Origin of the sequence: Metabacillus sp. KUDC1714, from assembly GCF_014217835.1 — a bacterium.
Taxonomy (GTDB): Bacteria; Bacillota; Bacilli; order Bacillales; family Bacillaceae; genus Metabacillus; species Metabacillus rhizosphaerae.
The window spans coordinates 3909488-3932876 of record NZ_CP055263.1 but is presented as its reverse complement, the minus strand read 5'-3'; the positions used below and the strand labels follow the sequence as shown (position 1 = coordinate 3932876).

Genomic DNA, 23389 nt, shown 5'->3' with positions numbered 1-23389 from the left:
CATAACCATTCTTACATTAAGGTTACACTTTCGTTACATCCCCAATAAAATATATGTCATTTTACGAATAATAGTTTAGTAAGGCATTGAGCTAGGGAATAAAATGAAGGACATAGTATTTCTCTCGCATTAACTTGCAGCAAAAGTCCATTAAGTCTCATTTTATAACTTCAGAAGAAAAGGTGAAAACATGAAAAATCGAGATAGTTACTTCGATAATGCTAAATTCTTTTTAATACTTTTAGTTGTTTTTGGACATATCATTCGCTCATTTATTGATGACAGTCCAATGATTATGAATATATACAAGTTTGTTTATACCTTTCACATGCCAGCTTTTATCCTAATTTCTGGATATTTCGCGAAAGGGTTTAGAAAAAAAGGCTATGTGTCAAAAATAACGAAAAAACTCATACTTCCTTATCTTATTTTTCAAGGAATCTACTCAGTTTATTACTTTTTTATTGAGAAACAAGGTTCAATCGTTCTTGATCCATTAGATCCACATTGGTCGTTATGGTTCTTGATCAGTCTATTCTTTTGGAATGTACTTCTTTTTGTAGTTACAAAACTTCCAACTAAATGGGCATTGGTTTTAGCATTTTCAGCTGGGTTAGCAGTTGGTTATTTTGAGATCATAAGTAATTATTTAAGCTTATCGAGAACATTTGTCTTCTTCCCATTGTTTTTAGTCGGCTTTTACTTAAAACGCGAGCACTTTACGTTTATTACCAAAGTACCTGTAAGAGGGATATCCATCACTTTATTAACGATAACATTTATAATGTATTTTAATCTCAACTTTGATTATGAATGGCTTTTCGGATCAAAATCGTACTCACATTTTGGCGAGCCGTCTGTCTTGAGTGCTGTTATTCGCCTAGGATTTTATTGCTTAACACTTATTACATCGATTAGCTTTTTGGCGTTAATTCCGAAATCCCATGCCTTTTACACGGAATGGGGAACACGAACATTTTACGTCTATTTATTACACGGGTTTATTATTCAATATATGAGGAATAGTGAGTTGTTGGATTGGATGAAAGATTATCAAAGCCTTAGCTTTATTATTATTTTATCTATCCTTTTAACATCAACACTATCAACCAAAATCGTAAAAGCTCTCACCCAGCCTTTTATAGAATTACGTGCATCTACATTCAACTATTATTTAAAGAACTTTACAACATTAAATACAAAATCTGATTAAGAAGAGCATACCCTGCTCTTCTTTTTATATATGACTGATTAAACCCACTTATTTTCTTCCATACTATGGCTATAAAACCAGTAACACAAGTACGATTTTTTGAGCAATTATGATACAATAAGATTTTAATTCCGTGATAATAAAGATTGACAAAAATATAGGTAGAAGTGGTGTTACATTAAATGAAAACTGTTTTATCAACATTAAATGCAAAATACATTCATACAAGTCTTTCTATTCGTTACTTAAAAGCCTATGCAGCTCCTGAGTATAATATAGAACTAGCCGAGTATACAATTAAAGATCCTTCAATGAATATTGTCACAGATCTTCATTCAAGAAAACCCGAAATACTTGGTTTCAGTTGTTATATTTGGAACATAGAAGAAACAATTAAAGTTATTAAGATGCTGAAGAAAATTAATCCCTCGTTAATTATTGTCCTTGGCGGTCCTGAAGTAACCTATGATACAAGAGAATGGATGGAAACAATTCCAGAGGTTGATTTTATTATGATTGGTGAGGGCGAACAGTCGTTTAAACAGCTATTAGATGAATTACATGGAGAACAAAACTTTGCTAACGTAAGTGGCATTGCATACCGTGAAAAGGATTCTATTCAAATTAAGCCACAACGAAATAAAGTTGATTTAAAAGAGCTTCCATCTCCATATCGATTTGATGAAGATCTTCCACATCTTGCAAAACGTGTGACATATATTGAAACGAGTCGAGGTTGTCCATTTAGCTGTCAGTTTTGTTTATCTTCAATCGAGGTTGGTGTTAGATACTTTGACCGCGAGAAAGTAAAAGACGATATTCGCTTTTTAATGGAACATGGAGCAAAAACAATTAAATTCGTCGACCGAACCTTTAATATAAGCCGTAGCTATGCAATGGAAATGTTCCAATTTTTAATTGATGAACACAAGCCTGGAACCGTATTTCAATTTGAAATAACTGCTGACATTATGAGACCTGAAGTTATTCAATTTTTAAATGACAATGCTCCAAAAGGTTTATTCCGTTTTGAAATCGGTGTGCAATCAACAAACGATGAAACAAACGAGCTTGTAATGAGAAAACAAAATTTTAATAAACTAACAAGAACCGTAACAATGGTAAAAGAAGGCCAAAAAATCGATCAACATTTAGATTTAATTGCTGGATTACCTGAAGAGGATTACAATTCATTCAAAAAAACCTTTAATGATGTATTTGAGCTACGACCTGAAGAGCTTCAATTAGGCTTCTTAAAAATGTTAAGAGGTACCGGGCTCCGATTGCGAGCTGCTGACCATGGCTACGTATTTATGGACCATTCACCATATGAAATATTAAAGAATAATGTCCTCTCCTTTGAAGATATGATAAAAATCAAACAGGTCGAGGATGTATTAGAAAAGTATTGGAATGACCATCGTATGGATGAGACAATTGAATATTTAGTTTCAACTGTTTTTGCTTCTCCATTTGACTTCTTTCAAGGCTTCGGAACGTTCTGGGATGAAAAAGGCTGGACAAGAATTGGTCATCAGTTAGAAGACTTATATAAGCACCTTTTTGACTTCCTTGAGAATGCAAAAAAAGATGAGTTACACATTGTTAGTGGATTTATGAAATATGATTATTTGCGAAATCAAAAATATAAACCACGTAAGCCTTGGTGGAATGATGCGTTAGAAAAGCATGAGAGAAGTACAATCTATCATGCGATCTTAGATAATCCGCTTATTTTAGGTGAAGAATTTGCTAGTAAGCAACTATCTGAAAAAGATCTATTTAAACATACAGTACTTGAAACACTTCCATTTAATGTGAACCATTACTTAAAAACAGGAAAAATGATTGAGCAAGATTCATTAATTCTCGTTCATTATGACCCATTCCACTCTAAAACTGCTGTATATTCAACTGCATTAACTGAACTTGATTTAAAAGTTAGCTAAAAAGTGAGAGGTTTTATCCCTCTCACTTTCTCTATTTTTCTTTACGTTTTTTTCCTTCTTTTTTTCCCTTGTTTTTATTCCCTTCAATTACACCATATATTTGTGAAGCATTAATATCCCCAAGCTCATGTCCAAACTCTTCTTGTAGGAGATCCTTAGATGTTGGTTTTTTATGATTTTCCATATCTTTGCTTTTCATATGTTTTTTTGTCATAGTAATATTACTTCCCTTGCTTTCCTTTTTTTGAATTACGATTTGCACCCTTCATCGGGTCTTTATCATCATTAATTTCAGCAAATTCTGTATCAGGAAGGCTTTCAGTAGGTGTAAAATTATGTTTCGTTGCCTGGTTTCTAAAAGCTTTTCTTTTCATTAAAATCACCTCAAATTCATTTATTTAAGATGCTACATATATACTTTTACCTAAATTGCTTTTTTCTATCATAGGTAGTAAAAGGGAAATTCAATTTTCATTATGCTCATAAGCGATGAGTACAATATCTTCTCCTGTTTCTTCTCGTAGCTTAGATTCCATTTGAAGTATAGATTGAATTTGTGACTCCGTTAAATTCGCAACAGGAAACTCTCTCTGATTGTCCATTTTCTCACCTCACCTCTATCCTTATTTACTTTTTCAATTTCATATCTAAATTATGTACGGGAATAATAAGACAGAGGTGAGCTTAGTGTCTAAAGGTAAAAAAACAAAAATTTCAATCGAAGATACATTACCACATCAAATTAATTCGCCTTCCTGGAAGGAAACAGGGATTGAGATGAAAGAGCCTTTTGTTAATGAATATGGTGTAATGATTGGTGATAGCTTCTATGATTCTGAAGTATCTCCATTAAATCAATGGAGCGATGAGATTGATCCAGCCATTATGTCAGGGGAACAATGGATACATCCAACCAATGATATTGGGTGGAATACACCTGAAAATCGTGAATTAATTGAATCAAAGAGGAAACCACTTGGTGTTCCTTTTACACATCCTGATAAAGATGTAAGCTATAATAGTGATTAGAAAAGAATGAAAAAGTTGGTTGAAAGATCTGTTTCTTTTATTTCATCCTTCTTTTTTTGAGTTTATTATTTCATAAAATATAAGCGTCAAAAAAAGGCTGACAAAAATTTGTCCAGCCTTTTTGAACTTTAATTTGGGGCAAATGCCTTAAATACTTCCTTTACTTTCGGAACAACATAATGGCTACCACCTTTTGCTTTTACATCCTCAATCATCATCGTAATTAAAAGCTGTGGATTCTCAGAATTAACTGCAACAAACCAGCCATTCTCCTGACCATCTAGATCCTCTTTTGACTGTTTAAGCTCAGCTGTACCTGTTTTTCCAGCTAATTTCTGTCCTTCTATATGTGGTCTATAGCCCGTACCATTGGGGTTTTGTACCACTTGTTCTAAATCATTAAACAAAAGATCTGTATGTTCTGGGGTAACAATTTTCTCTTTCCACACTGTTGTTTTTGCATCAGATTGTTTTTCTAAGTATGGTTTAATCATGTTTCCATTATTTATAAATGTTGTATATGCTGTCGCAATATGAAACGGACTCATCTGAATTTGCCCTTGACCGTAACCTGAATCAGCTAAAAGCTGTTCATTTGTAAGCCCATCACTTGCAATCGTTGATTTACTAATTGGGAACGGAAAATCAATCTCTTCCTCAAAGCCGAATTTCTTTAATCCGGTTGATAGTCCCTCTGCACCAATATCTAATGCTAATTGGGCAAAGAAAATATTATCTGAATAAATCATAGCATTTTCTAAGTTAACGGTTTCTACTTTACTAGATACACGCGTCACATAATAGTTTCCCCAGCTACTATCTTTTCGCCAAGTTAGACCTTTAATCACCTTTGTACCTTCCGGTTGAAGTTTTCCAGATTCCAAGCCAATAGCTGCTGTTAGCGGTTTAATTGAAGATCCTGGAGAATAGGTCTTGTTAAATCGAGCCATTAATGGATTAAGTGGATTAGTTGATAGGGCGTCATATTCTTCATTTGACATGCCGTAAATAAACTCATTTGGGTTATATGATGGACTGCTAACCATTGCTAATGTCTCACCAGTAATTGGGTGAATGGCAACTGCTGTTCCTGGTTCACCATTTAATTGTGCATAAATTGCCTTTTGAAGATCATTATTAATCGTAAGCTTTATATCTTCCCCGTTCACTGGCGCTTTCTCAGCAATAACCTTATCTGTTCCATCAACATAGATTTTATAACCTGTTTCACCCTTGAGGCGATCCTCATATACTTGCTCCAGACCTGCTTTTCCGACACTAGCGGTACTGCTATAACCTTTACCTTTTAACTCTTCAAGCTGTTCAGCTGTAATGCTTCCAATGTATCCAGTTAAATGTGCAGCTGCTTCACCAAGTGGATAAACCCTTGAAGCGACATTTTTATTTTGCACTGATGGTAAAGCAATTAATTGGTTCAAAAGTATTTCATTAGTAGCGTCGATCTTTTTAATAGGAACAAATAATTCCGGCTTGACCCATGATTGATTTAATTTTTCTTCAATCTCTGATACATCTAATTCTAATAATTTAGCAATGTTTGCAAGGGCTTCAGCTTTGTTTTCAGGTAACTTTCCTGGAACAATGCCGATTTCATTTGCTACTCCGTTAACTGCAAGTCCTTTATCATTCTGATCGAAAATTTGCCCCCTTGCAGCTGGTGAACTCGAGACTCTTACTTCTTCTCCTTCTTCAAGTTGGGGGAAAATCATCGATGGTGACCAAGTAATAAACCAGTTTTCACCGTCTTCCACTTTTTCTTTCTTTAATTTAACATCTTGCTCAAAAGAAACTTCTCCTGCTAGTGTTTCCATCTGAAGAGAGAATGGATACTCAACCTCTTCAAGATCACCTTGTTTTTCTTCCTCTTTTGGCTGCTTAAAAGTTACTTTTAGATTAGATGCTGAAACACCATCATAAATATCTTTGTAGCGACTGGTGAATTCTTCCTTTGTTATCGTTCCCTTCGTGCTCGTTGTCAGCATGTCATACATCTCAGAAAACTTTTGATCATTCCATAGTTCTATGTATTTAGAAAAACGGTCACCTGCTGTCGGAGTTTCTGAACAAGCACTTAGTGCCATCATCGAAAATAATAAAAATAATAAACCAATCCAATGTTTTTTCATCATCCACCCTCCACTTTACATATTGTACCAAGAAAGTATATCATAGTGATTTTAAATTAACAGAGATTCTGCCTAATTGTCTTCATAAAAAAAGGATTGACGAGTACGTCAACCTTCATAAGTTTTATCCAATAATAACTCTTTCCTTTGGAAAATGGTAATTATCTTTTCTTTCTTTTGTGCCTAATAAATATAAAAATGATAAAATCCCAATTCTACCAATGAACATTAATATCATAATCACTACTTTTCCTACTGTACTTAAATCAGGTGTAATTCCCATAGAAAGTCCAGTTGTTCCAAACGCTGAACATACCTCAAATAAAATTTCAGTCAATGAAAATGGTTCTGTGATTGTTAATATGACAACAGCGAAAAAACATATTAACATCGCCATCATTGTCACCACAACTGACTTCATTAAATCTTCTTCGTGTAACTCACGTTTAAAGATCTTAATTGATTTATTTCCTCTTGCAAAATGAAAAAGAAATAAAAGGTTTAAAGCAAAAGTTGTTGTCCGTATCCCACCACCTACTGAGCTTGGCGAGGCTCCAATAAACATTAATGCACAAATCACGAGTAAAGTTGGTTCAGTATACATACTAACATCCATTGTAGCTAACCCAGCACTTCTAGTAGCTGTAGATTGAAACAACGAATAAAACAATGTTTCGTGCCATACCATCCCTTTATAAAAATAAGAATATTCTAAGCATGCAATAGCAATTGTTCCACCTATAACTAATGAGAAAAAAGTGATTGATGTAATCTTAGTGAATAAGGAAAATCGATATTTTTTATTTTTGTTAAATAAGAAGTCCTTTACCTCGATTAATACTGGAAACCCGATTGCTCCAAGTATAATCAAAATGATAACTATAAATTGGATAAAATAATCGTCTGCAAATGGGATCATAGATTGTCCGGTAATATCGAAACCACCGTTCGTCGTCGCACTAACCGATGTGAAAATCCCATGTAAAAAAGCTTCCTGCCATGTTTCAAAATAGTTCAGGAAATAGACTCCTAAGATGATCCCGCCTGTTAATTCAATTAATAGAATTAAGCCGATTATTTGTCTTATCAAATTTACAATGCCACTCAGATTGGTTTGGTTTTGATCTGTCATGATCAATTGTCGTTCTTTTAGGCCGATCTTCTTCCCCATGATTAGCCAGACAAATGTACCAAGAGACATAACACCTATGCCTCCAAATTGTAGAACAAAAATCAATATAAAAATTCCAGGTACACTGAATGTATCAGATGTTGAAATAGCAGTAAGACCTGTCACGCTTACAGCACTAACAGCCGTAAACAAGCCATCAATAAACGACCATTCCACACCAGGCTTATGCGCTACAGGCAAACTTAATAAAATAACAGAAACTGTAACAGCTATAAAATAATAAGATACGATTAATTGTACGGGTGTTAATGATTGCAAACGTAGCTTCCATTTGTTCATTTTCATTCATTCCTATCATAAAAACTGCTTTAACGTCATAACGACACTATAAAATATGTATGCCCTCTATCATAAAGAAAAAACGAACAAAATTAAAGTGCTTTTCAATAATACTTTAATTTTAGAAAATTGCATAGATTATGGAAAGTTCTTTTCACAAATTGGATTACTCGAGTCTATTACTTTATTTTATTTCCTATAAAAAAATAAAAAAAGATGACTTATAAGTAACTACCACTTATAAATCACCCCTAAACGATTATTTTGCTTCAAGTCGACTGATTCGATCATCCAAATCCGGATGTGTCGAAAATAATGACAGTCCCTTTTTGCTATTAATTTTCAATGTTGATAGTGAAGCTTGGTCATCTCTTACACGCCCAGTATAGTGTTTTAATGAACGAAGAGCATGAATCATTTTGTCCTTACCAGCTAAGTCTGCTCCACCTCTATCTGCATGAAATTCACGATATCTTGAAAAGGCAAAAACAACAAGGCTTCCTAACACTGAAAATACCAACTGAAATATAATTACTGCAATAAAATGAACAATTGGCGCAATATCTTCTCTTACAAAACGAGTGACTAGCCAAGCTGCAATCCGAGCAAAAAAGACAACAAATGTATTGACGATCCCTTGTAATAAAGTCATTGTCACCATATCTCCATTAGCGATATGTGCCACCTCATGAGCAATAACACCCTCAATTGCAGCATCATCCATCTCATGTAATAATCCAGTTGAAACAGCTACAAGTGAACGACGTTTAGAAGGACCTGTAGCAAATGCATTTACTTCTGGTGACTGATAAATACCTACTTGAGGCATTTTGGTTAACCCTGCTGCTCTAGACAAACGATGAACTCTATCTACTAAGTCACGCTCAATTGATGAAAGAGATGCTGAAGGATCTATAACTTGGACCCTCATCATCATTTTTGCCATCCATCGAGACATTGCTAATGACATAAACGAACCTGTAAATCCAATTACAGCACTAAAAATTAGTAAGTTAACTAGATCAAGATTACCGTTCAACGTTTGATAGGGTGATACGTTTAATAAGGATAAAACAATACCTATTGTCGTTAAAACAAGAATATTTGATAAAAGAAAGAGAAAGATTCGTCTAGCCATTTTAACCTCCAGGTTTCAAGTTCATTTGAACTTATATTATAATTAAATTATAGAAACATATTCGTAGAATTGCAAGATTGAATACTTCCTTTACAAAAACTTTATTATTTATTATTAACATCCATTTCTTGCTCATAATGGAAAAATCACTATAGTATGTTCTATAATTAGTATTTAAGATACAAGACTGAGGTGTCATGATGCCAATTCAATTAACTCGTAAACAAATGACAAATTTATTATATTCCTTAAAGGGAGAGTCAAACCAATCTCCTTCATTAATATTAGAACACGCAATAGGAGTTTCTCTTAGTAAAGAAATGCAAGTCCCAACCTTTCTGTTAAAAACGAATAAACGACGCAGTCACAATCAAGTATATGGCTTATCAACAAATGAAATTGTATCTCTTGCAAATTTATGTGAGCTTACATCTCTTAAGTCAACTTCAATTCAAAACTGGATTAAGCGTGATATCAAAGAATTGATCGGTACACCAGAGCTTGGTAAAAAATATTCAATTGAACAAGCCGCAATGCTATTAATTGTAAGAGATTTAAAAACAGTTTTTGATTTTGAAAAAATACGAAACCTTTTAACAATTGTATTTAATACCTTATCAGATCGAAGTGACGATTTAATTAGTCCAATCATCTTTTATGAAATTTATGCAACAGTTCTTGACTCTCTTGAAGCTTTACCCTCGTTATCACTAAATGATAAAACATTAGAGAAAAATATTGTTCATAAAATCAACACGATTCCTAAGAAGTTTTCAGAACTTCCAGCCCAACAATGGGAGGCAATTAGAAATGTTTTAGTTATTACTGTCTTGTCTGTTTTAGCATCCCATTTGCAAACGAGAGCACAAGTTTATTTAAATGAAAAATCTTAATTTCTCTTCAGGCTAAACATTACCAGTATAGAAAATGGCCTTTTATGAAAAATTATGAATAAGGCTGACCTAAGTTATCCTTAATATTAAGTATTTAGGATTTAATCTATGCCAGCTTTATTAAGATTATTAAAAGGGGGGTAAAGAGTATGTCTAGAAGTAGTAATAAGTTACTTGTCCCAGGCATTGAACAAGCTCTGGATCAAATTAAATATGAAATTGCTCAAGAATTTGGTGTTCATTTAGGATCAGATACAGTTTCTCGCTCAAACGGATCCGTTGGTGGAGAAATTACAAAACGTTTAGTTGCACAAGCTCAAGCACAATTAAACGGTCAAAAAACTGAATAATTAAATGGCAAAAAGGCTGACATTTTGATCAGCCTTTTTACTATTTTATTCATAATGACCTCTTACTATTGGTAAGAAAATCAATCATTGTCATCGTCATTTTTGTTTCTATTATCTTTATTCCATTTGTTTAGATTTTCTTTTTCTTTATCACTTTTTCCTCTATTTTCTTTAGAGTTTCGATTGTCTTTTTCATCCCAGTTGTCCCAATCATCTCTATCTTCATAATAATCCCAATTGTTTCGATCGTGTCTATTTTCTTTATTGTTCATCTTTTGGTTTTCACGTTTTTTTTCTGCATTTTTCAGTGCATCTTTTTCCTGCTTGTGTACATTTTTATTAATGTCACTTAGTTTTTTTTCATTTTTATCATTGCTGTTCCTAATACTTGAGTTTGAGTTCTCTTTTAACTTCTTTTTTGCATCTTCAAGCTTAACTTTTGTTTCTGATTCTAACTTTTCCTTTACCGCTTGGTTATTACCATTTGTATCTTCCGTTAAAGTTTCGTTGTCTGCTTTATTATTTAATGAGCTATTATCTGATTGTTCTTGTTTTTTTGCAGGCTCTTTTACCCTTTCTTTAGGGGCATTGGCTTTCTCTTTAAGCTCTATATACTTCCCAGTAGAAATCCCTTGATTCTGAGCCTTTTCTCTCGTTTCATTATCAGACTCAATCGTATTGACAACCATTTCCTCATCTTCATAAGAGGTACTAATATCATCAATCCCTGCTTCCAACTTGGTTTGAATAGCTTTATCTTCTTCATTAATTACTGTTGTTATCAAAATTTCCTTACCTGGATAAACGTAGCCCTCTACTTTAGATTCAGCTACAATAGCATCAACAATTTTATCAAAGGGTTTTTTTTCCCAATCAGGAAGCTTATCAATAAGCTTTTCTGCTTCTTCATTTAGAGGCACTAGGGAAATAACGTTTAATTGATTATCAATCCCAACTTCAAAGCTAGGATTAATATCAATCGACATATACGCATACACTTTATCATTATTAAAAGACGGTAAAAAACTTATCATAAAAATCATAATTGCTAACACAGATAAAGCGCCTACCCTAACTTTTCGAGAATTAAATAGGTCAATTAAACTTCTTTGTTTTATTTTAGAGGTTCTTGTAGCAGCCTCTTCACGTTCATCCATTAAAGGAAAAAAAGTAATTTCTTCCCCTATTTCATAGCTGCCCAATTTACTATTAGTTTTTAAGAATTGCCCATCTGGGGTGAGCAGTGTTACAAAGTCATCATTATACTCGACGACGACCCCTCTCTTCATGAATGTAGCACCCCTTTAATATAATCTTTTAAATAGAGGAAGTCCCCTGACAGAATGATGGCCATTGCAATAATATATTTTCTATTTCTTTCGATTGTCTTTCGACTTACTGCAACTTTTGCCTCAAGCTGTTTTACAGGAAGTTGTTTTTTTTGGAAAAGAAATTCCCTCAATTCGTCATCCTCTACTAATTTCGTTGCGACCACAATTGCATTTTGCCTTGCATCATAATGCTTTGGAGATTGTTCAACTATTTCAGCAAATGTTAATTTAAAATCTTTTAGGCAATGCTGAAAATAGGCAATTTCTTCCTTTCGGTGCTCTTGCTCAATCATTTTTGTATATTCATCAATTGATAAATCAGATTCAATTTTACTTTGAGAGAATTCTCCCTCTTCATGCTCATGAAGGTCTAGATTAATCGTATAAGGATTACGTACTTCCTTACGAATATAATCAATTACTTTACGTTTAATCACTAATTCAGCAAAAGCAAACAATGAACTTCCTTTATCTGTTGAATATTTTTCTATTGCATCATTAAATGCAATTAATCCTATACTAAATTCATCATCATTTTCGTTTATATATCGTTTACAAACAGAAGATACAGTTTTCGCAATAAATGGTTTATATTGTTCAATCAATTGGTTTTGTAAATCTCTGTCACCTTGTTGAATTAAAAGAACGGTATCTTCTAATGTACGTTTTTTCTTACTTAGTTTAAATAAAAGGCTAAGCATTGGAGGTTCACCTCTGTTTCCCCTATATTACTTTGTCTATAATAGCTAAATTACATAGGGATCGCAAAGGAAGAAATATGAAACTATCTTTCTTGTTTTCTACAAATTAAAGACAATTGTTACAAATAACAGTACTTTATACCCACGAAAAACATGAGGACGATTTTCACGTACACGACATAAATTGAAAATCAAATATAATGATTGACGAAAAAAATGATCAATATATGTTCATTATATTCGTTAACTTTTTCGACAAGAAAACCTTATTTTCTCCTTATTTAAGCCATTTGTAAACCTCTAACCCTCCTTTAATCTTGATGACTTAATTCTTCTTTCACTACATTATTTCGATACAACTTTCCGTATTAAGGGTGCACAAAAAAATATTTTCCGAAAAAAAATTAATATAAGTAATTAATCCTATGTTTTGTTACATATTTGACATAAAAAGTTGTCACTTTCAAGTATTTACTTATATTAAACCCCCATTTTTTATAATTTTTAGGTATGAATATTCCATAAAATCTAATTTTTAATACTTTCTTACAAAAAAAGACGTCTGATAATTTACTATCAAACGTCTTTAAATCACGTTATTGGTTTTCAACCCTTTTCATTAATTGTTGATCTGTCTCATCTTCAACGTTTACATCCTTCGATAAGAACCAACCGCCAATAGCAATTCCAGCAAGAACAATCCAGAAAATCAGTTTCCATGTTGCTGATTCAATAAAATGTTTAGACACTAGATCAATTTCTGGGTGTGCTAACGTATACAACGCTAGCTTAACTCCAACCCAACCTACAATGACAAAAGCTGCTGTTTCAAGATTTGGTTTTTTCTTTAGAAGTTTTACAAAGTACGTAGCAGCAAATCTCATAATGATAATTCCAATAATTCCTCCTGCTAGGATTATCAGGAATTGACCACCATCTAACCCACCAATGACAGGAAGATTAGTAGCTGGTAATGTTACAGCTAAAGCAACCGCCGCCAAAATAGAATCGACAGCAAATGCCAAATCAGCTAATTCTACTTTCAATACTGTTCCCCAGAAGCCAGACTCTTTTTTTACCTTTTTTTGATGCTCATGCTTTTTCAGTACAAATTTCTTTATTATATGATTGATCGAAATATAAAGTAGATAAACGGCACCAATTGCCTGAACCTGCCATACGTTTACTAAAAACGAAATTAAAAATAATGCACCAAATCGTAAAATAAACGCACCTGCAAGCCCATAAAACAATGCTTTTTTCCTTTTTTCATCTGGTAAATGCTTAACCATCACTGCCATAACAAGTGCATTATCAGCTGCTAATATGCCCTCAAGAGCGACAAGAACAAGTAATACCCAGCCATACTCAAACAATAATGTTACATCCATTTTTTCTCCTCCTATGCTTTAGGCTATTTTTCTTATACCCTGTGTTAGCAAAAGGACAACAAAAAAAGACCTTTGCCAACGTAGGCAAAGGTCTTGCTGAGCATGTATTACAAATCCGTTCATGCCAACAAAGCCGATGGAAGAAAATCCATGAAATGACGACTTTGTTTTCAGGTATTACCCTGAACGCTACTCCCCTTTGAAAGAAGAATATTAAGTTACTATTATCATATGTTGAAGTTGATACCTTTGTCAACAGATTTTTCTTTAGTTTATTTAAGGATGTTTTGATAAAAGCCTTACTTAGCCTAAGTTGAAGTGCACAAACCATTAGATAAGTGCCTTTATTAATTAGCAATGTTCTTGTTAATTAATTTTTTCCTTCTTATTGAAAGGAATTTATATAGTAGAAAAATGACTAAAACTCCAACTCCAATCGGTAGTATATAGGAATTAGCTAATTCTGCAACATCTTTCCATCTTTCTCCAAGCTTAAAACCTAAGTAAACATAAATAAATGTTATCGGAAACATCGCTAAAAAGGTATAGATTGAAAACACCCAAACATTCATTTTAGCCATACCACAAGGAATCGAAATTAATGTTCTTACACCTGGAAGAAATCTTGCGGTAAAAGCAACCATCGCTCCATTTCGTTCAAAAAATGTATCAGCCTTAGCTAGTTTTTCTTCATTAATGAAAACAAACTTACCAAATTTCAATAAAAATGGTCTTCCTCCAAATCTTCCAACTGCATATAGAGTTAATGGACCAAAAGTGCCCCCGATTGTTCCTGCTAAAACAGTCCCCCATAAGGTCATATCTCCTTCAAATACCCAAAACCCTGCAAGAGGTAAAACAAGCTCTGCTGGCACAAATTCAATCGTTAATGCAAGCATAATTCCTAAATATGATAACTCTTTAAAATTTTCTATGATTGATAAAATGAACTCTTCCATAAATAATCACCTATTTTCATTCAATAAGTTCTACCGTCCTATATAATACACATATTCATTTATACAGACAACCATTTTTATGAAGGAACGAGGTTAAAACTACACTAGGTCTGGCATTTTTAAAATTCCCTAGATGAGAACTTCTTTCATACTTCATATTCATTTTGTTAGGAGGAATTAATATGGATTGGCTCCAAGCAATTATTTTAGGAATCATTCAGGGATTAACGGAGTTTATACCAATTAGCAGTACAGGACACCTTTATATTGGACGAAAGCTTTTCGGTTTAGAGGAAGCAGGCATATACTTAGATACAATGCTTCACATTGGTACACTCATTGCCTTACTTGTTTTTTATAAGGACATTATAATTAAGCTGATTAAAAAACCATTTAGTCGAATAACAGCATTATTAGTAGTTGGTACAATTCCAGCTGTATTTGCTGGTGTATTGTTCAGTGACTTTTTTGATGAAATCTCAAAAACAGGTGTAACAATTGGTTGGGAATTTCTCGTAACTGGAATATTTTTATGGTTTGCTGACTCAATTAAAAATGGTGCAAAAAAGATAGACGACCTTTCTCTTTTTGACTCTTTTTTTATTGGGAGCTTTCAGGCATTTGCAATTTTCCCAGCTATATCCAGGTCTGGTATGACGATTGTTGGTGCGCTTATAAGAAAAATGGACAAAGAAGCTGCTGCTTATTTTTCCTTTTTACTTTCAATCCCCGCCATTTTTGGTGGAGTCATTTTTCAGCTGAAGGATGTAATGTCAGGGAACGTTCCACAAATTAGCCTGTTATCAATGCTTGTTGCAACCATTTCTTCTGCTTTTTTTGGATATATTGCAGTTAAATTTATGATTTCTTTTGTTAAGCGACAGTCCCTAAGAATTTTTGCGATTTATGTATGGGTACTTGGTGGATTCATTATTCTTTTGCAAAAAATAGCTATTTTTTAAGAGGCTGGGACAAAAGTATTTCAGCCAAAGAAAAACCCGAACTATCATGCGAAATTCTAATTTAGAGTTTCGTAATAGTTTGGGTTTTTTATTTATATCGCTTAATTAAATTAGAAATTATTCGGCTTTAAGAATGGTCAATTTAGTTATGTCCCAGCCTCTTTTTTATTGGTATGTATTACTAGACATGAAAAGGTAAAAAGTTACTTATGCTATTTACAAAATGGGTATGTCGTATTCAAGCCAAATCAATGAATTAACTACCATGTTAGCAAAGCATTCCTAATATTGTGGATTGAACAGTGCAAGCTAATCAGCATTTTAAAATATACGATGGAAAGCAGGGAATTTTATGCATACGATGTGGAAAGGATCAATCAGTTTCGGCCTGGTAAACATTCCAATAAAGCTTTATGCAGCAACTGAAGATAAAGATATCAAACTTAGAACCCTTCATAAAAAATGCCATACACCGATTCAGTATGAAAAAAAATGCCCTAACTGTGATGAAGAAATTTCGACTGAAGAAATTGTGAAGGGTTACGAATATGTAAAAGGGAAATATGTTGTTCTTTCGGATGAAGAACTTAAAGAACTAAAGGACGAGCATGAGGATAAGACTGTCGAAATCATTGATTTTGTAAAAATGGAAGAGATTGATCCCATCTACTTTAGTCGTTCTTATTTCATCGGACCAGGTGAAAACGGTGGAAAAGCATATGGATTATTACGTGAAGCATTAAATCAATCCGGTAAAATCGGTGTGGCACAAATAACAATCCGCTCCAAACAACAACTAGCAATGGTTCGTGTTTACGAGAATTGCATTGTTATGGAAACAGTCCATTATCCAGATGAAGTTAGAAATGTGAAAGAAGTTCCAAGTGTACCTGAGCAGGTCGAAGTTGGCAGTAAAGAGCTAGAAACCGCCATCATGTTAATTGATCAACTTACAACAACTTTTGACCCTGAAAAATATAAGGATGACTATCGACTTGCACTTCAAGAATTAATTGAAAGAAAAGTAAATCAGGATGAAGGCAAAACACCTACAGAAGCAGCACCAAGACAAAATGTAGTTGACTTGATGAGCGCACTACAGGCAAGTATTGAAAAAACAAAAAAACCACAAGGAAAAGCAAACCCTGCTAAACCAGCAAAGCCAAAGGCAACACAAGCTAAAGCTGCTGGTGATGAAGGTGGTCAGCCACTAGCACCAAGTCAAACAATTGCTAAGAAGACGAAAACAGTCCGTAAAAAGGCATAAGTTATCCACTTAAAACACGCTTAGAAAACAGCATTTCCTGTCTCTAAGCGTGTTTACTCTACAAATTATATTTCACTCGTATTAGCTATTTCCTCAAGCTACTAACTAATTTAAAACTAGTACCAGCGGGTTGAAGACCGAATTAATTTAGAACATTTATAACTAGTCCTGTTACTGGAAAAGTTCCCAGGTCGGTCTATTATAAATTCTAAATCCCATTCAATCTTAGCTCATCTTCGTCACTTCATTGTAGCAAGCACAACTGTACCACCATTATCATCAGCTGGTATATTAATTGTTACTTCCTTATTGCTGTTTACTACATATTCTTTTTCATTGTATAAATCTCTAAGCTTAGTATTAGCGGGGAAGTCTACTACAAATGTAGCTTGTTTTGCACTATCTGTTACATTTAATCCAACTAAAACCTGCTCTTCTTCATATTTTCTTTTAAATACTAAATAGTCTTCAGCATCTCCACCTGCTACTTTTTCACGAGTACCTTTTGAGAAAACTTTGGAATACTCAGCACGAATGTTTAGTAATGTTGAATAATGCTTGTGTAATGCCATTGCGTTTGGATCTTCAGTTTCAAGTAGCCCCCATGGCATATCATCACGATTTTGCCCAAATTGTAATACTGTTTCACCTTCTTTTTCCCAGTCTGATTTACCGGATCTACCTAATTCTTCTCCATAGTAAATAACTGGTTGACCCTTCGAGGTAATTTGTAATGCTGAAGCAACCTTTAATTTACCTACATCTCCATTCACGTATTCAGATAGAAAACCATTTTGGTCATGACTGCTTAAAAATTGACCTAATGTTGCTGTGTTATTAAGTTGGTTGTTGCGTTCTTGTAAATATGTTTCGACACTATCGATGCTTCCATCTACAAATGCTTTTGCTTTTTCTTTGAAATCAAAGTCAAGAAGAGAATCCATTTGACCAGTTCCTAAATATCCGCCATCATTAGCAACACTTGCCCCCCAATATTCTCCAATCATTTTGAAATCAGGATCGATGCCAGTTAAATCATTTTTCAATGCTTGCCAGGTTGCATCTTCAACATGCTTAACCGTGTCAATTCGGAAAAAATCAATTGTGTCGCCGCGATCTGTTCTTACTTTTTCAAGCCATGCTGTTTGCCAGTCGATTATTTTCGCACGGACCACAGTATCTTCCGTTTTAAAATCTGGAAGATGATCAAGTTCACCTCTGACTGTTGGATCTTCATCGACCGTTCTGAACATACCTTGCAATTTAGCGACTTCCTCATCAGTAGGGAGATTGTCTGCATCAGCTTTCCACGCTTCATTCATTTTTCCATTCACACCATAACCCGCATGATTTACAACCACATCTAACATAATTTTCATGCCGCGGTCATGAGCCTTTTCAATTAACTCTTGAAATGTTTCAATATCACCTAAGTGCTCATCTAATGCTGTAAAGTCCTTTGCCCAATAACCGTGATAGCCATATTGTTTTGCTTCTAGACCTTCTGCAGTTGTGAAATCGAGACCTTTGTTAAAGTCAATATTATCCACAATAGGTGTTATCCAAATTGTATTGATTCCTAGGTTATCGATATAGTCTAACTTGTCAATAATCCCTTGAAAATCACCACCATGATATGCTTCAGCATGGTTTCGATCATATTCGTTTGCGCCATTGTTAGAAGGATCTCCATCCTTAAAGCGGTCTGTTAGCATGAAATAAATTCGTGCTTCATCCCAATCAAAATCTAATTCATCACCAACAGTATTCTCTGGAATAATAGCTACCTTAATTGATTTTGTATGGTTGTTTCCATACTCATCAACTACTGTAACGTCGACTTCCTTCTCACCTGCTGATATTGTTTCGTTGACAGCAATTGATACAGCGCCTACTTCAGGGTCAATTTCAACCTTTTCCCGGCCACCTAATGGTTCTAGGTTTACAAACATTTCCTTAATGTTTACATTTTCATTTGATGAAGCTTTAACGGTAAGTACCGCATTTTCATCAGATGAAAATTCATTTGGCAAAACACTTGCTTCAACTGTTAGATCAGGGCGATTATACGTGATGGTTGACTTTTCATTTTTAGTGTTTTTCGGGTCGGTAACCTCAGTTGTTTTACCACCCTTTGTGACTAAGAAGCTATACTCATGTGTTCCTTCTGCTAAGTCTTCAAGCTTATAAGAGAAGTATTCATCCTGTTCACTGTATTGCATTGTGAACTCTTTACCATCGATTTTAATTTTAACTTGATCAATTGTATGCATGCTCTCCCCCTGGAAGAGCTCTTCATCTCTGTAGTAGAATGTGACATTACCACCCTCTAAAACTGGACCTGTAACAGTCGGTACCACTGTTTGACCTGTAACACCTGTTATAACAGTTACTTTTGTAATTATATCATCACGATTAATTTGCACATTATGATCATCACTGTCTGGTGATATCTTTGCTGTATTCCAATCCGTTCCTTTTCGTACTAAAAAACCTATTGATTCTGTCTCAGGAGCGATTTCCACATTTGCTATCGCTGTGTCACCTTTGATTGATTCAAAATCTATTTGATCATTCTTTACTCCTGTGTTCCAAACCCAGAGATTCCATGCCCCAAAATCACCAGTGAAATCTCCATTTGGCCTTATATATTTAATCCGTACATAACGTTTTACATTTTTTTTAATTGTCATCTCTAATGTAGCAATTGCATTTTCAGATTGTGCCGTTATTGTAACAATCCCTGGTTTTATCCCCGTGACTTTTCCTGTATTATCAACTGTTGCAATCGTCTTATCCGATGATGTCCATGTTACCTTTGTCCCTAGCATGTCTTGTTGATATTGGTCTTTTACTAATGCAGACAGTTGTGCAGAATAGGTTTCAAAAACGAAATTATTCCCTGAAATTGTTATATGTTCGGGTGCTAAATTATCAACTATTACTTCTATTTCTTCGATTATTTTACCTACTTTTGCAGTAATAGTCGATTTACCTTTTGTAATACCAGTTACTTTCCCATTTGTAACCGTCACAACTTTTTTATTTGAAGAAGACCATTTGATTTTTTCTCCTAGCATTACTCTCCCCCTCTGATCTTTGACATAAGCGGCCAAATACTTTGATTCATCTGGGTTTATTGCAAATGACTGAGGAGTGACTTCAATACTTGTTGCAACTGGCTTATATGCTGCTTCAGCTTGATCATATAGCACCATCATCGAAAGTCCTTCAATTGAAACTTTATTGCTATTTACTGTTCGAATCGTTTCAACTCCTGCTGCTGTATGATCTACAACGACATTCCATTCACGATTCGAAGGTAGTGACACTTCTTTCGCTGTTTTATTGGCATTGTAGATGACTACAATGTTCTTCCATGGATCATTGTTTGCATTATCCTTCAACTGATAGGCAACAATTTGTTCATTCTGTTTAAAAACTTCTAGATTTTTTTCAATCGCAGCTTTTGAATCTATTTTAAAAGCAGGGTGTGTTTTTCTTAACGTAATTAATCCTTGGTAATAATTAAAAACAGATTGATACTCATCTTTTAATGCCCAACGAATTTGATTAATTCGATCGGGGCTCTTATAGCTATTATGTTCACCGTACTTACTTCTGAGTATTTCCTCCCCTGCATGTAAAAAAGGAATCCCTTGTGACGTAAAGACAATACCATTTGCTAAAAGACTTCGCTTTACCCATTCATTTTTTAATGTATTTTCTTCTGTAATCACAGCATGTGGATCATAATTTTTATCATCATGATTTCCATCCATACCTGCGACCCGCATGAGCTTATCCCATAGGTTTAAGTTATCGTGTGCGGTAACATAATTAATGCTTTCAGAAGAACGATTTGTAAAGTCATAGATCGAGCCTTGAAGACCTTTAACTAGTTCAGCTTCTTTATTAGTTGCACCAGTGGCAAAACCAGTTCCATCCCCGTCGCTATCTCCTTTTATGGCCCCTCTAATGTGATCATTAAATACCGCGTAGCCTTGATCCTTTTGGGAGCCTTTCACGTTTTGTAATGATTGGGGCAAGCTTGAAGTACCGCCAGTCCAAGGCTCCCCATAAATTAAAAAGTTTGGATCAATTTGATTTTTTAGTTCTTTTGTAATTTCTTGCATCGTTTGCTTATCGATTAACCCCATCAAATCAAATCTGTATCCATCAATCCCATATTCAGTTGCCCAATAATGAACAGAATCCTTAATGTATTTACGAACCATTGGTCTCTCAGACGCAACTTCATTTCCTGTACCTGAACCATTCGTGATTTTCCCAGTCTCATCTGTACGATAATAGTAGCCAGGGACAATAGAATCAAATGGTGAACTACCTTTCAGCTGTGTCGATTCATTCATGTATGTATGGTTGTACACAACATCCATCACAACACGAATCCCTTGATCATGTAGAGATTGCACCATTTTCTTATACTCTTTAATTCTACTAGTTGGATCCTGTGGATCGGTTGAGTACGAGCCTTCTGGTACATTGAAGTGAACAGGGTCATACCCCCAATTAAATTTTGCATCTGGTGAGTTAGGGTTATTAACTGTTAATTCATTTACAGAGCCGAAGTCATAAGTTGGTAGTAAGTGAACATAATTTACTCCCAATTGTTTTAAGGAATCTACACCTGTTTTTACACCGTTAGGTCCAGTTGTTCTCTTTTCAGTAAAGGCCAAATACTTCCCTTTATTTTTCATTCCAGATTGTTCGTCAATTGAAAAATCTCTTACATGTAATTCATAAAGTATCGCATCATTTGGTGAAGTAACTGGTGGTTTTTCTAGTGGATCAAACCCTGCTGGATCTGTTTTGTCTAAATCAACGATCACTGCTCTTTGACCATTAGCAGAAGTCGCACGTGCATATGGATCAACTGCATAGTTTACTTTTCCATCTGCAAATTCTACTTTATACATATAATATTTGTTTTTAAGATTTCCCTTTACATGTAATGACCATACACCATTACTAGCTCTCGTCATATCTGTTTCTTTACCATCAGTATGATCGATTACAAATGCACCTTCATACTTTCCAGCATTTTCATAGATTGCTAGACTAACTTTTGTAGCTGTAGGTGCCCATAGCTTAAATGTCGTTTTTTTTGGCGAATATGAAAAACCCAAATCATCTCCTGCATAATAATAGCTTTCATCATTTAGAATCTCTCGCATTATGACTTTTGTTGGTTCTGAGTCTCCTATCTTTACTTCATAGATCTTCCTAACGTCTACTTTTTCCTCATCAGCTAAGGATAGTTTTACTTTTTTATCACTAATAGCCGTTGTTGTTGTTTTTACTATTTTATTAGTCTCTTTCTCAATTACTTTGAATGTTTTATCAGTTACTGCTTTATTTGTTGTCACTAAAATTTCAGTTAACGAATCCATTAATGCAGATTGAACTTTCACTGGTTCAGGAGATTCAATTGTAAAAACTGAGTTTCCATCTACTGTATTAGGATTTGCAGGATCTATAGTTGATTCATCCCAAGAAAGATTGTTTTGTACGAATTTATATTGGTATTCCCCAGCTTCTAAGTGAGGGACCGTTACAGAAAAAACGCCCTCCTTCTCTATCATTTCAATCGCTTTCGTAAGCTCCCAATCTACAAAATTACCAATGAGATATAATGCTTTTTCCCCATTACTTTCATAGTTAAATGTTACACTTCCATCTTCATTTATGACTGGGCTAGTGATTTTATGTGTATCATTCTCATTACTAACAGAATTCGAATCGATCGCTGTAGTGCTTGCAGAAAGAAAGCTCGAAAAAACCTGTAAAACCAATGTAATAATAACTAAATTAGATAACGCCTTCATTTTTAACTTTCTCAATCTACATAACCTCCCCATTGACTATAGTATTTTAGGAAATCGTTTGCACAATAAGTTAAATAAACAAGATTTCTGTATATAGAAATCTTATAAATTAATTTATGTAAGCGTTTCCATTGAATTCATTTTTAGAATATCACTTTCACAAATTTATCGCAATGGTACAATATACGGATTTTGACTATTAGCCCTACTTTTCATTCGTTAACCATTTTGCAGCCTCATACAATGATGGAAATTGAAAATCCGCTAATCCTTCATTATCTCCAATTAATATCGTTTTTGTTCCAGCCTGTCTTCCTGCTAATATGTCAACGTCACGATCACCAACCATGAAACTCTCCTTTAGAGAAACTTGATGCTTTTTTGCAAGTCTATGTAGCATTTCAGGTTCTGGTTTACGACAGGCACAACCAGCATGAGGTTTGTGTGGACAATAAATAATATCGTCAATTTTCCCTCCGTACTCTGCGATATCATTTTTCATTTTTTCATGTACTTTAACAAGCATCACTTCCTTCATAAACCCTAGACCAATACCACCTTGATTAGTCACTACAAACACTAAAAATCCAGCATCATTTAATAATTTAATCCCCTCTCCAACACCTTCAAGCAAAAACATTTGCTCTGGTTTATTAACAAATTTAACTCTTTTACTTAGCACTTCATTTATTACACCATCGCGATCAAGAAAAACAGCTCTATTCAAAATTCTAAACAT

19 protein-coding genes, 1 pseudogene and 1 riboswitch are annotated in these 23389 nt (G+C 34.3%); of the genes and pseudogenes, 7 read left to right on the top strand and 13 right to left on the bottom strand.

Annotated elements, in window-relative coordinates; all coding sequences use genetic code 11:
* The first annotated feature begins 190 nt into the window (after positions 1 to 190).
* Both HUW50_RS18050 and HUW50_RS18045 read left to right on the top strand, forming a co-directional pair.
* Positions 191 to 1213: an acyltransferase family protein gene (locus HUW50_RS18050; protein ID WP_066331091.1), complete on the top strand. Its 1023-nt coding sequence runs from the start codon at positions 191 to 193 to the stop codon at positions 1211 to 1213.
* A gap of 182 nt (positions 1214 to 1395) precedes the next feature.
* The gene (locus tag HUW50_RS18045) at positions 1396 to 3162 is read left to right on the top strand and encodes a B12-binding domain-containing radical SAM protein (RefSeq protein ID WP_066331092.1); all 1767 of its coding nucleotides are present in this window, start codon (positions 1396 to 1398) and stop codon (positions 3160 to 3162) included.
* Between the two features lie 31 nt (positions 3163 to 3193).
* On the opposite strand, the gene HUW50_RS18040 is transcribed toward HUW50_RS18045, so the two are convergent.
* The 3 genes from HUW50_RS18040 to HUW50_RS18030 all read right to left on the bottom strand — a co-directional run bounded on the left by HUW50_RS18040 (position 3194) and on the right by HUW50_RS18030 (position 3764).
* Positions 3194 to 3376 carry a hypothetical protein gene (locus HUW50_RS18040; protein ID WP_066331095.1) on the bottom strand — a complete coding sequence of 61 codons (183 nt, stop codon included), beginning with the start codon at positions 3374 to 3376 and terminating at the stop codon, positions 3194 to 3196.
* A 7-nt stretch (positions 3377 to 3383) separates the two neighbouring features.
* A complete protein-coding gene (locus tag HUW50_RS18035; protein WP_185653087.1) occupies positions 3384 to 3536 on the bottom strand; it encodes a hypothetical protein in 153 nt (50 codons plus the stop codon).
* 90 nt (positions 3537 to 3626) lie between these two features.
* Positions 3627 to 3764, bottom strand: coding sequence for a hypothetical protein (locus tag HUW50_RS18030; protein ID WP_185653086.1), 138 nt, complete (start codon positions 3762 to 3764; stop codon positions 3627 to 3629).
* An 85-nt stretch (positions 3765 to 3849) separates the two neighbouring features.
* Between HUW50_RS18030 and HUW50_RS18025 the strand changes: the two genes are divergently transcribed.
* Positions 3850 to 4191, top strand: coding sequence for a DUF3905 domain-containing protein (locus HUW50_RS18025; protein ID WP_232329014.1), 342 nt, complete (start codon positions 3850 to 3852; stop codon positions 4189 to 4191).
* Between the two features lie 128 nt (positions 4192 to 4319).
* On the opposite strand, the gene HUW50_RS18020 is transcribed toward HUW50_RS18025, so the two are convergent.
* From HUW50_RS18020 to htpX, 3 genes are all read right to left on the bottom strand, one after another.
* Entirely contained in the window at positions 4320 to 6341 is a 2022-nt protein-coding gene (locus tag HUW50_RS18020; protein ID WP_260445535.1) for a penicillin-binding transpeptidase domain-containing protein, read from the bottom strand.
* Between the two features lie 121 nt (positions 6342 to 6462).
* The gene (locus tag HUW50_RS18015; protein WP_066331103.1) at positions 6463 to 7815 is read right to left on the bottom strand and encodes a TrkH family potassium uptake protein; all 1353 of its coding nucleotides are present in this window, start codon (positions 7813 to 7815) and stop codon (positions 6463 to 6465) included.
* 253 nt (positions 7816 to 8068) lie between these two features.
* Positions 8069 to 8947: a protease HtpX gene (gene htpX / locus HUW50_RS18010; RefSeq protein ID WP_066331106.1), complete on the bottom strand. Its 879-nt coding sequence runs from the start codon at positions 8945 to 8947 to the stop codon at positions 8069 to 8071.
* A 197-nt stretch (positions 8948 to 9144) separates the two neighbouring features.
* Between htpX and HUW50_RS18005 the strand changes: the two genes are divergently transcribed.
* Both HUW50_RS18005 and HUW50_RS18000 read left to right on the top strand, forming a co-directional pair.
* Positions 9145 to 9840: a DUF1836 domain-containing protein gene (locus HUW50_RS18005; RefSeq protein WP_066331111.1), complete on the top strand. Its 696-nt coding sequence runs from the start codon at positions 9145 to 9147 to the stop codon at positions 9838 to 9840.
* A gap of 149 nt (positions 9841 to 9989) precedes the next feature.
* A complete protein-coding gene (locus tag HUW50_RS18000) occupies positions 9990 to 10190 on the top strand; it encodes an alpha/beta-type small acid-soluble spore protein (protein WP_066331113.1) in 201 nt (66 codons plus the stop codon).
* Between the two features lie 80 nt (positions 10191 to 10270).
* On the opposite strand, the gene HUW50_RS17995 is transcribed toward HUW50_RS18000, so the two are convergent.
* From HUW50_RS17995 to HUW50_RS17980, 5 genes and pseudogenes are all read right to left on the bottom strand, one after another.
* Positions 10271 to 11392, bottom strand: coding sequence for an anti-sigma-I factor RsgI family protein (locus HUW50_RS17995; protein WP_232329015.1), 1122 nt, complete (start codon positions 11390 to 11392; stop codon positions 10271 to 10273).
* Between the two features lie 18 nt (positions 11393 to 11410).
* Positions 11411 to 11479: pseudogene (locus HUW50_RS27695) on the bottom strand (anti-sigma factor domain-containing protein); the annotation flags it as partial.
* Complete coding sequence (gene sigI, locus HUW50_RS17990) at positions 11476 to 12222, bottom strand: RNA polymerase sigma factor SigI (protein ID WP_185653085.1); 747 nt, start codon at positions 12220 to 12222, stop codon at positions 11476 to 11478. The gene sigI and the pseudogene HUW50_RS27695, both read right to left, overlap by 4 nt.
* A 596-nt stretch (positions 12223 to 12818) precedes the next feature.
* Positions 12819 to 13613, bottom strand: coding sequence for a TerC family protein (locus HUW50_RS17985; protein WP_066331120.1), 795 nt, complete (start codon positions 13611 to 13613; stop codon positions 12819 to 12821).
* Positions 13614 to 13711: 98 nt separating this feature from the next.
* A riboswitch (yybP-ykoY riboswitch) is annotated at positions 13712 to 13823 on the bottom strand.
* Between the two features lie 137 nt (positions 13824 to 13960).
* Complete coding sequence (locus HUW50_RS17980; protein WP_066331123.1) at positions 13961 to 14572, bottom strand: DedA family protein; 612 nt, start codon at positions 14570 to 14572, stop codon at positions 13961 to 13963.
* 182 nt (positions 14573 to 14754) lie between these two features.
* On the opposite strand from HUW50_RS17980, the gene HUW50_RS17975 reads away from it, so the two are divergent.
* The gene (locus tag HUW50_RS17975) at positions 14755 to 15534 is read left to right on the top strand and encodes an undecaprenyl-diphosphate phosphatase (RefSeq protein ID WP_185653084.1); all 780 of its coding nucleotides are present in this window, start codon (positions 14755 to 14757) and stop codon (positions 15532 to 15534) included.
* A 352-nt stretch (positions 15535 to 15886) separates the two neighbouring features.
* Complete coding sequence (ku, locus tag HUW50_RS17970) at positions 15887 to 16801, top strand: non-homologous end joining protein Ku (RefSeq protein WP_066331129.1); 915 nt, start codon at positions 15887 to 15889, stop codon at positions 16799 to 16801.
* A 239-nt stretch (positions 16802 to 17040) separates the two neighbouring features.
* Here ku and pulA read toward each other — a convergent pair whose 3' ends face one another.
* Positions 17041 to 22665, bottom strand: coding sequence for a type I pullulanase (pulA, locus tag HUW50_RS17965; protein ID WP_066331133.1), 5625 nt, complete (start codon positions 22663 to 22665; stop codon positions 17041 to 17043).
* A gap of 190 nt (positions 22666 to 22855) precedes the next feature.
* Positions 22856 to 23377: a D-glycero-alpha-D-manno-heptose-1,7-bisphosphate 7-phosphatase gene (locus HUW50_RS17960; RefSeq protein ID WP_066331136.1), complete on the bottom strand. Its 522-nt coding sequence runs from the start codon at positions 23375 to 23377 to the stop codon at positions 22856 to 22858.
* Positions 23378 to 23389 lie beyond the last annotated feature (12 nt).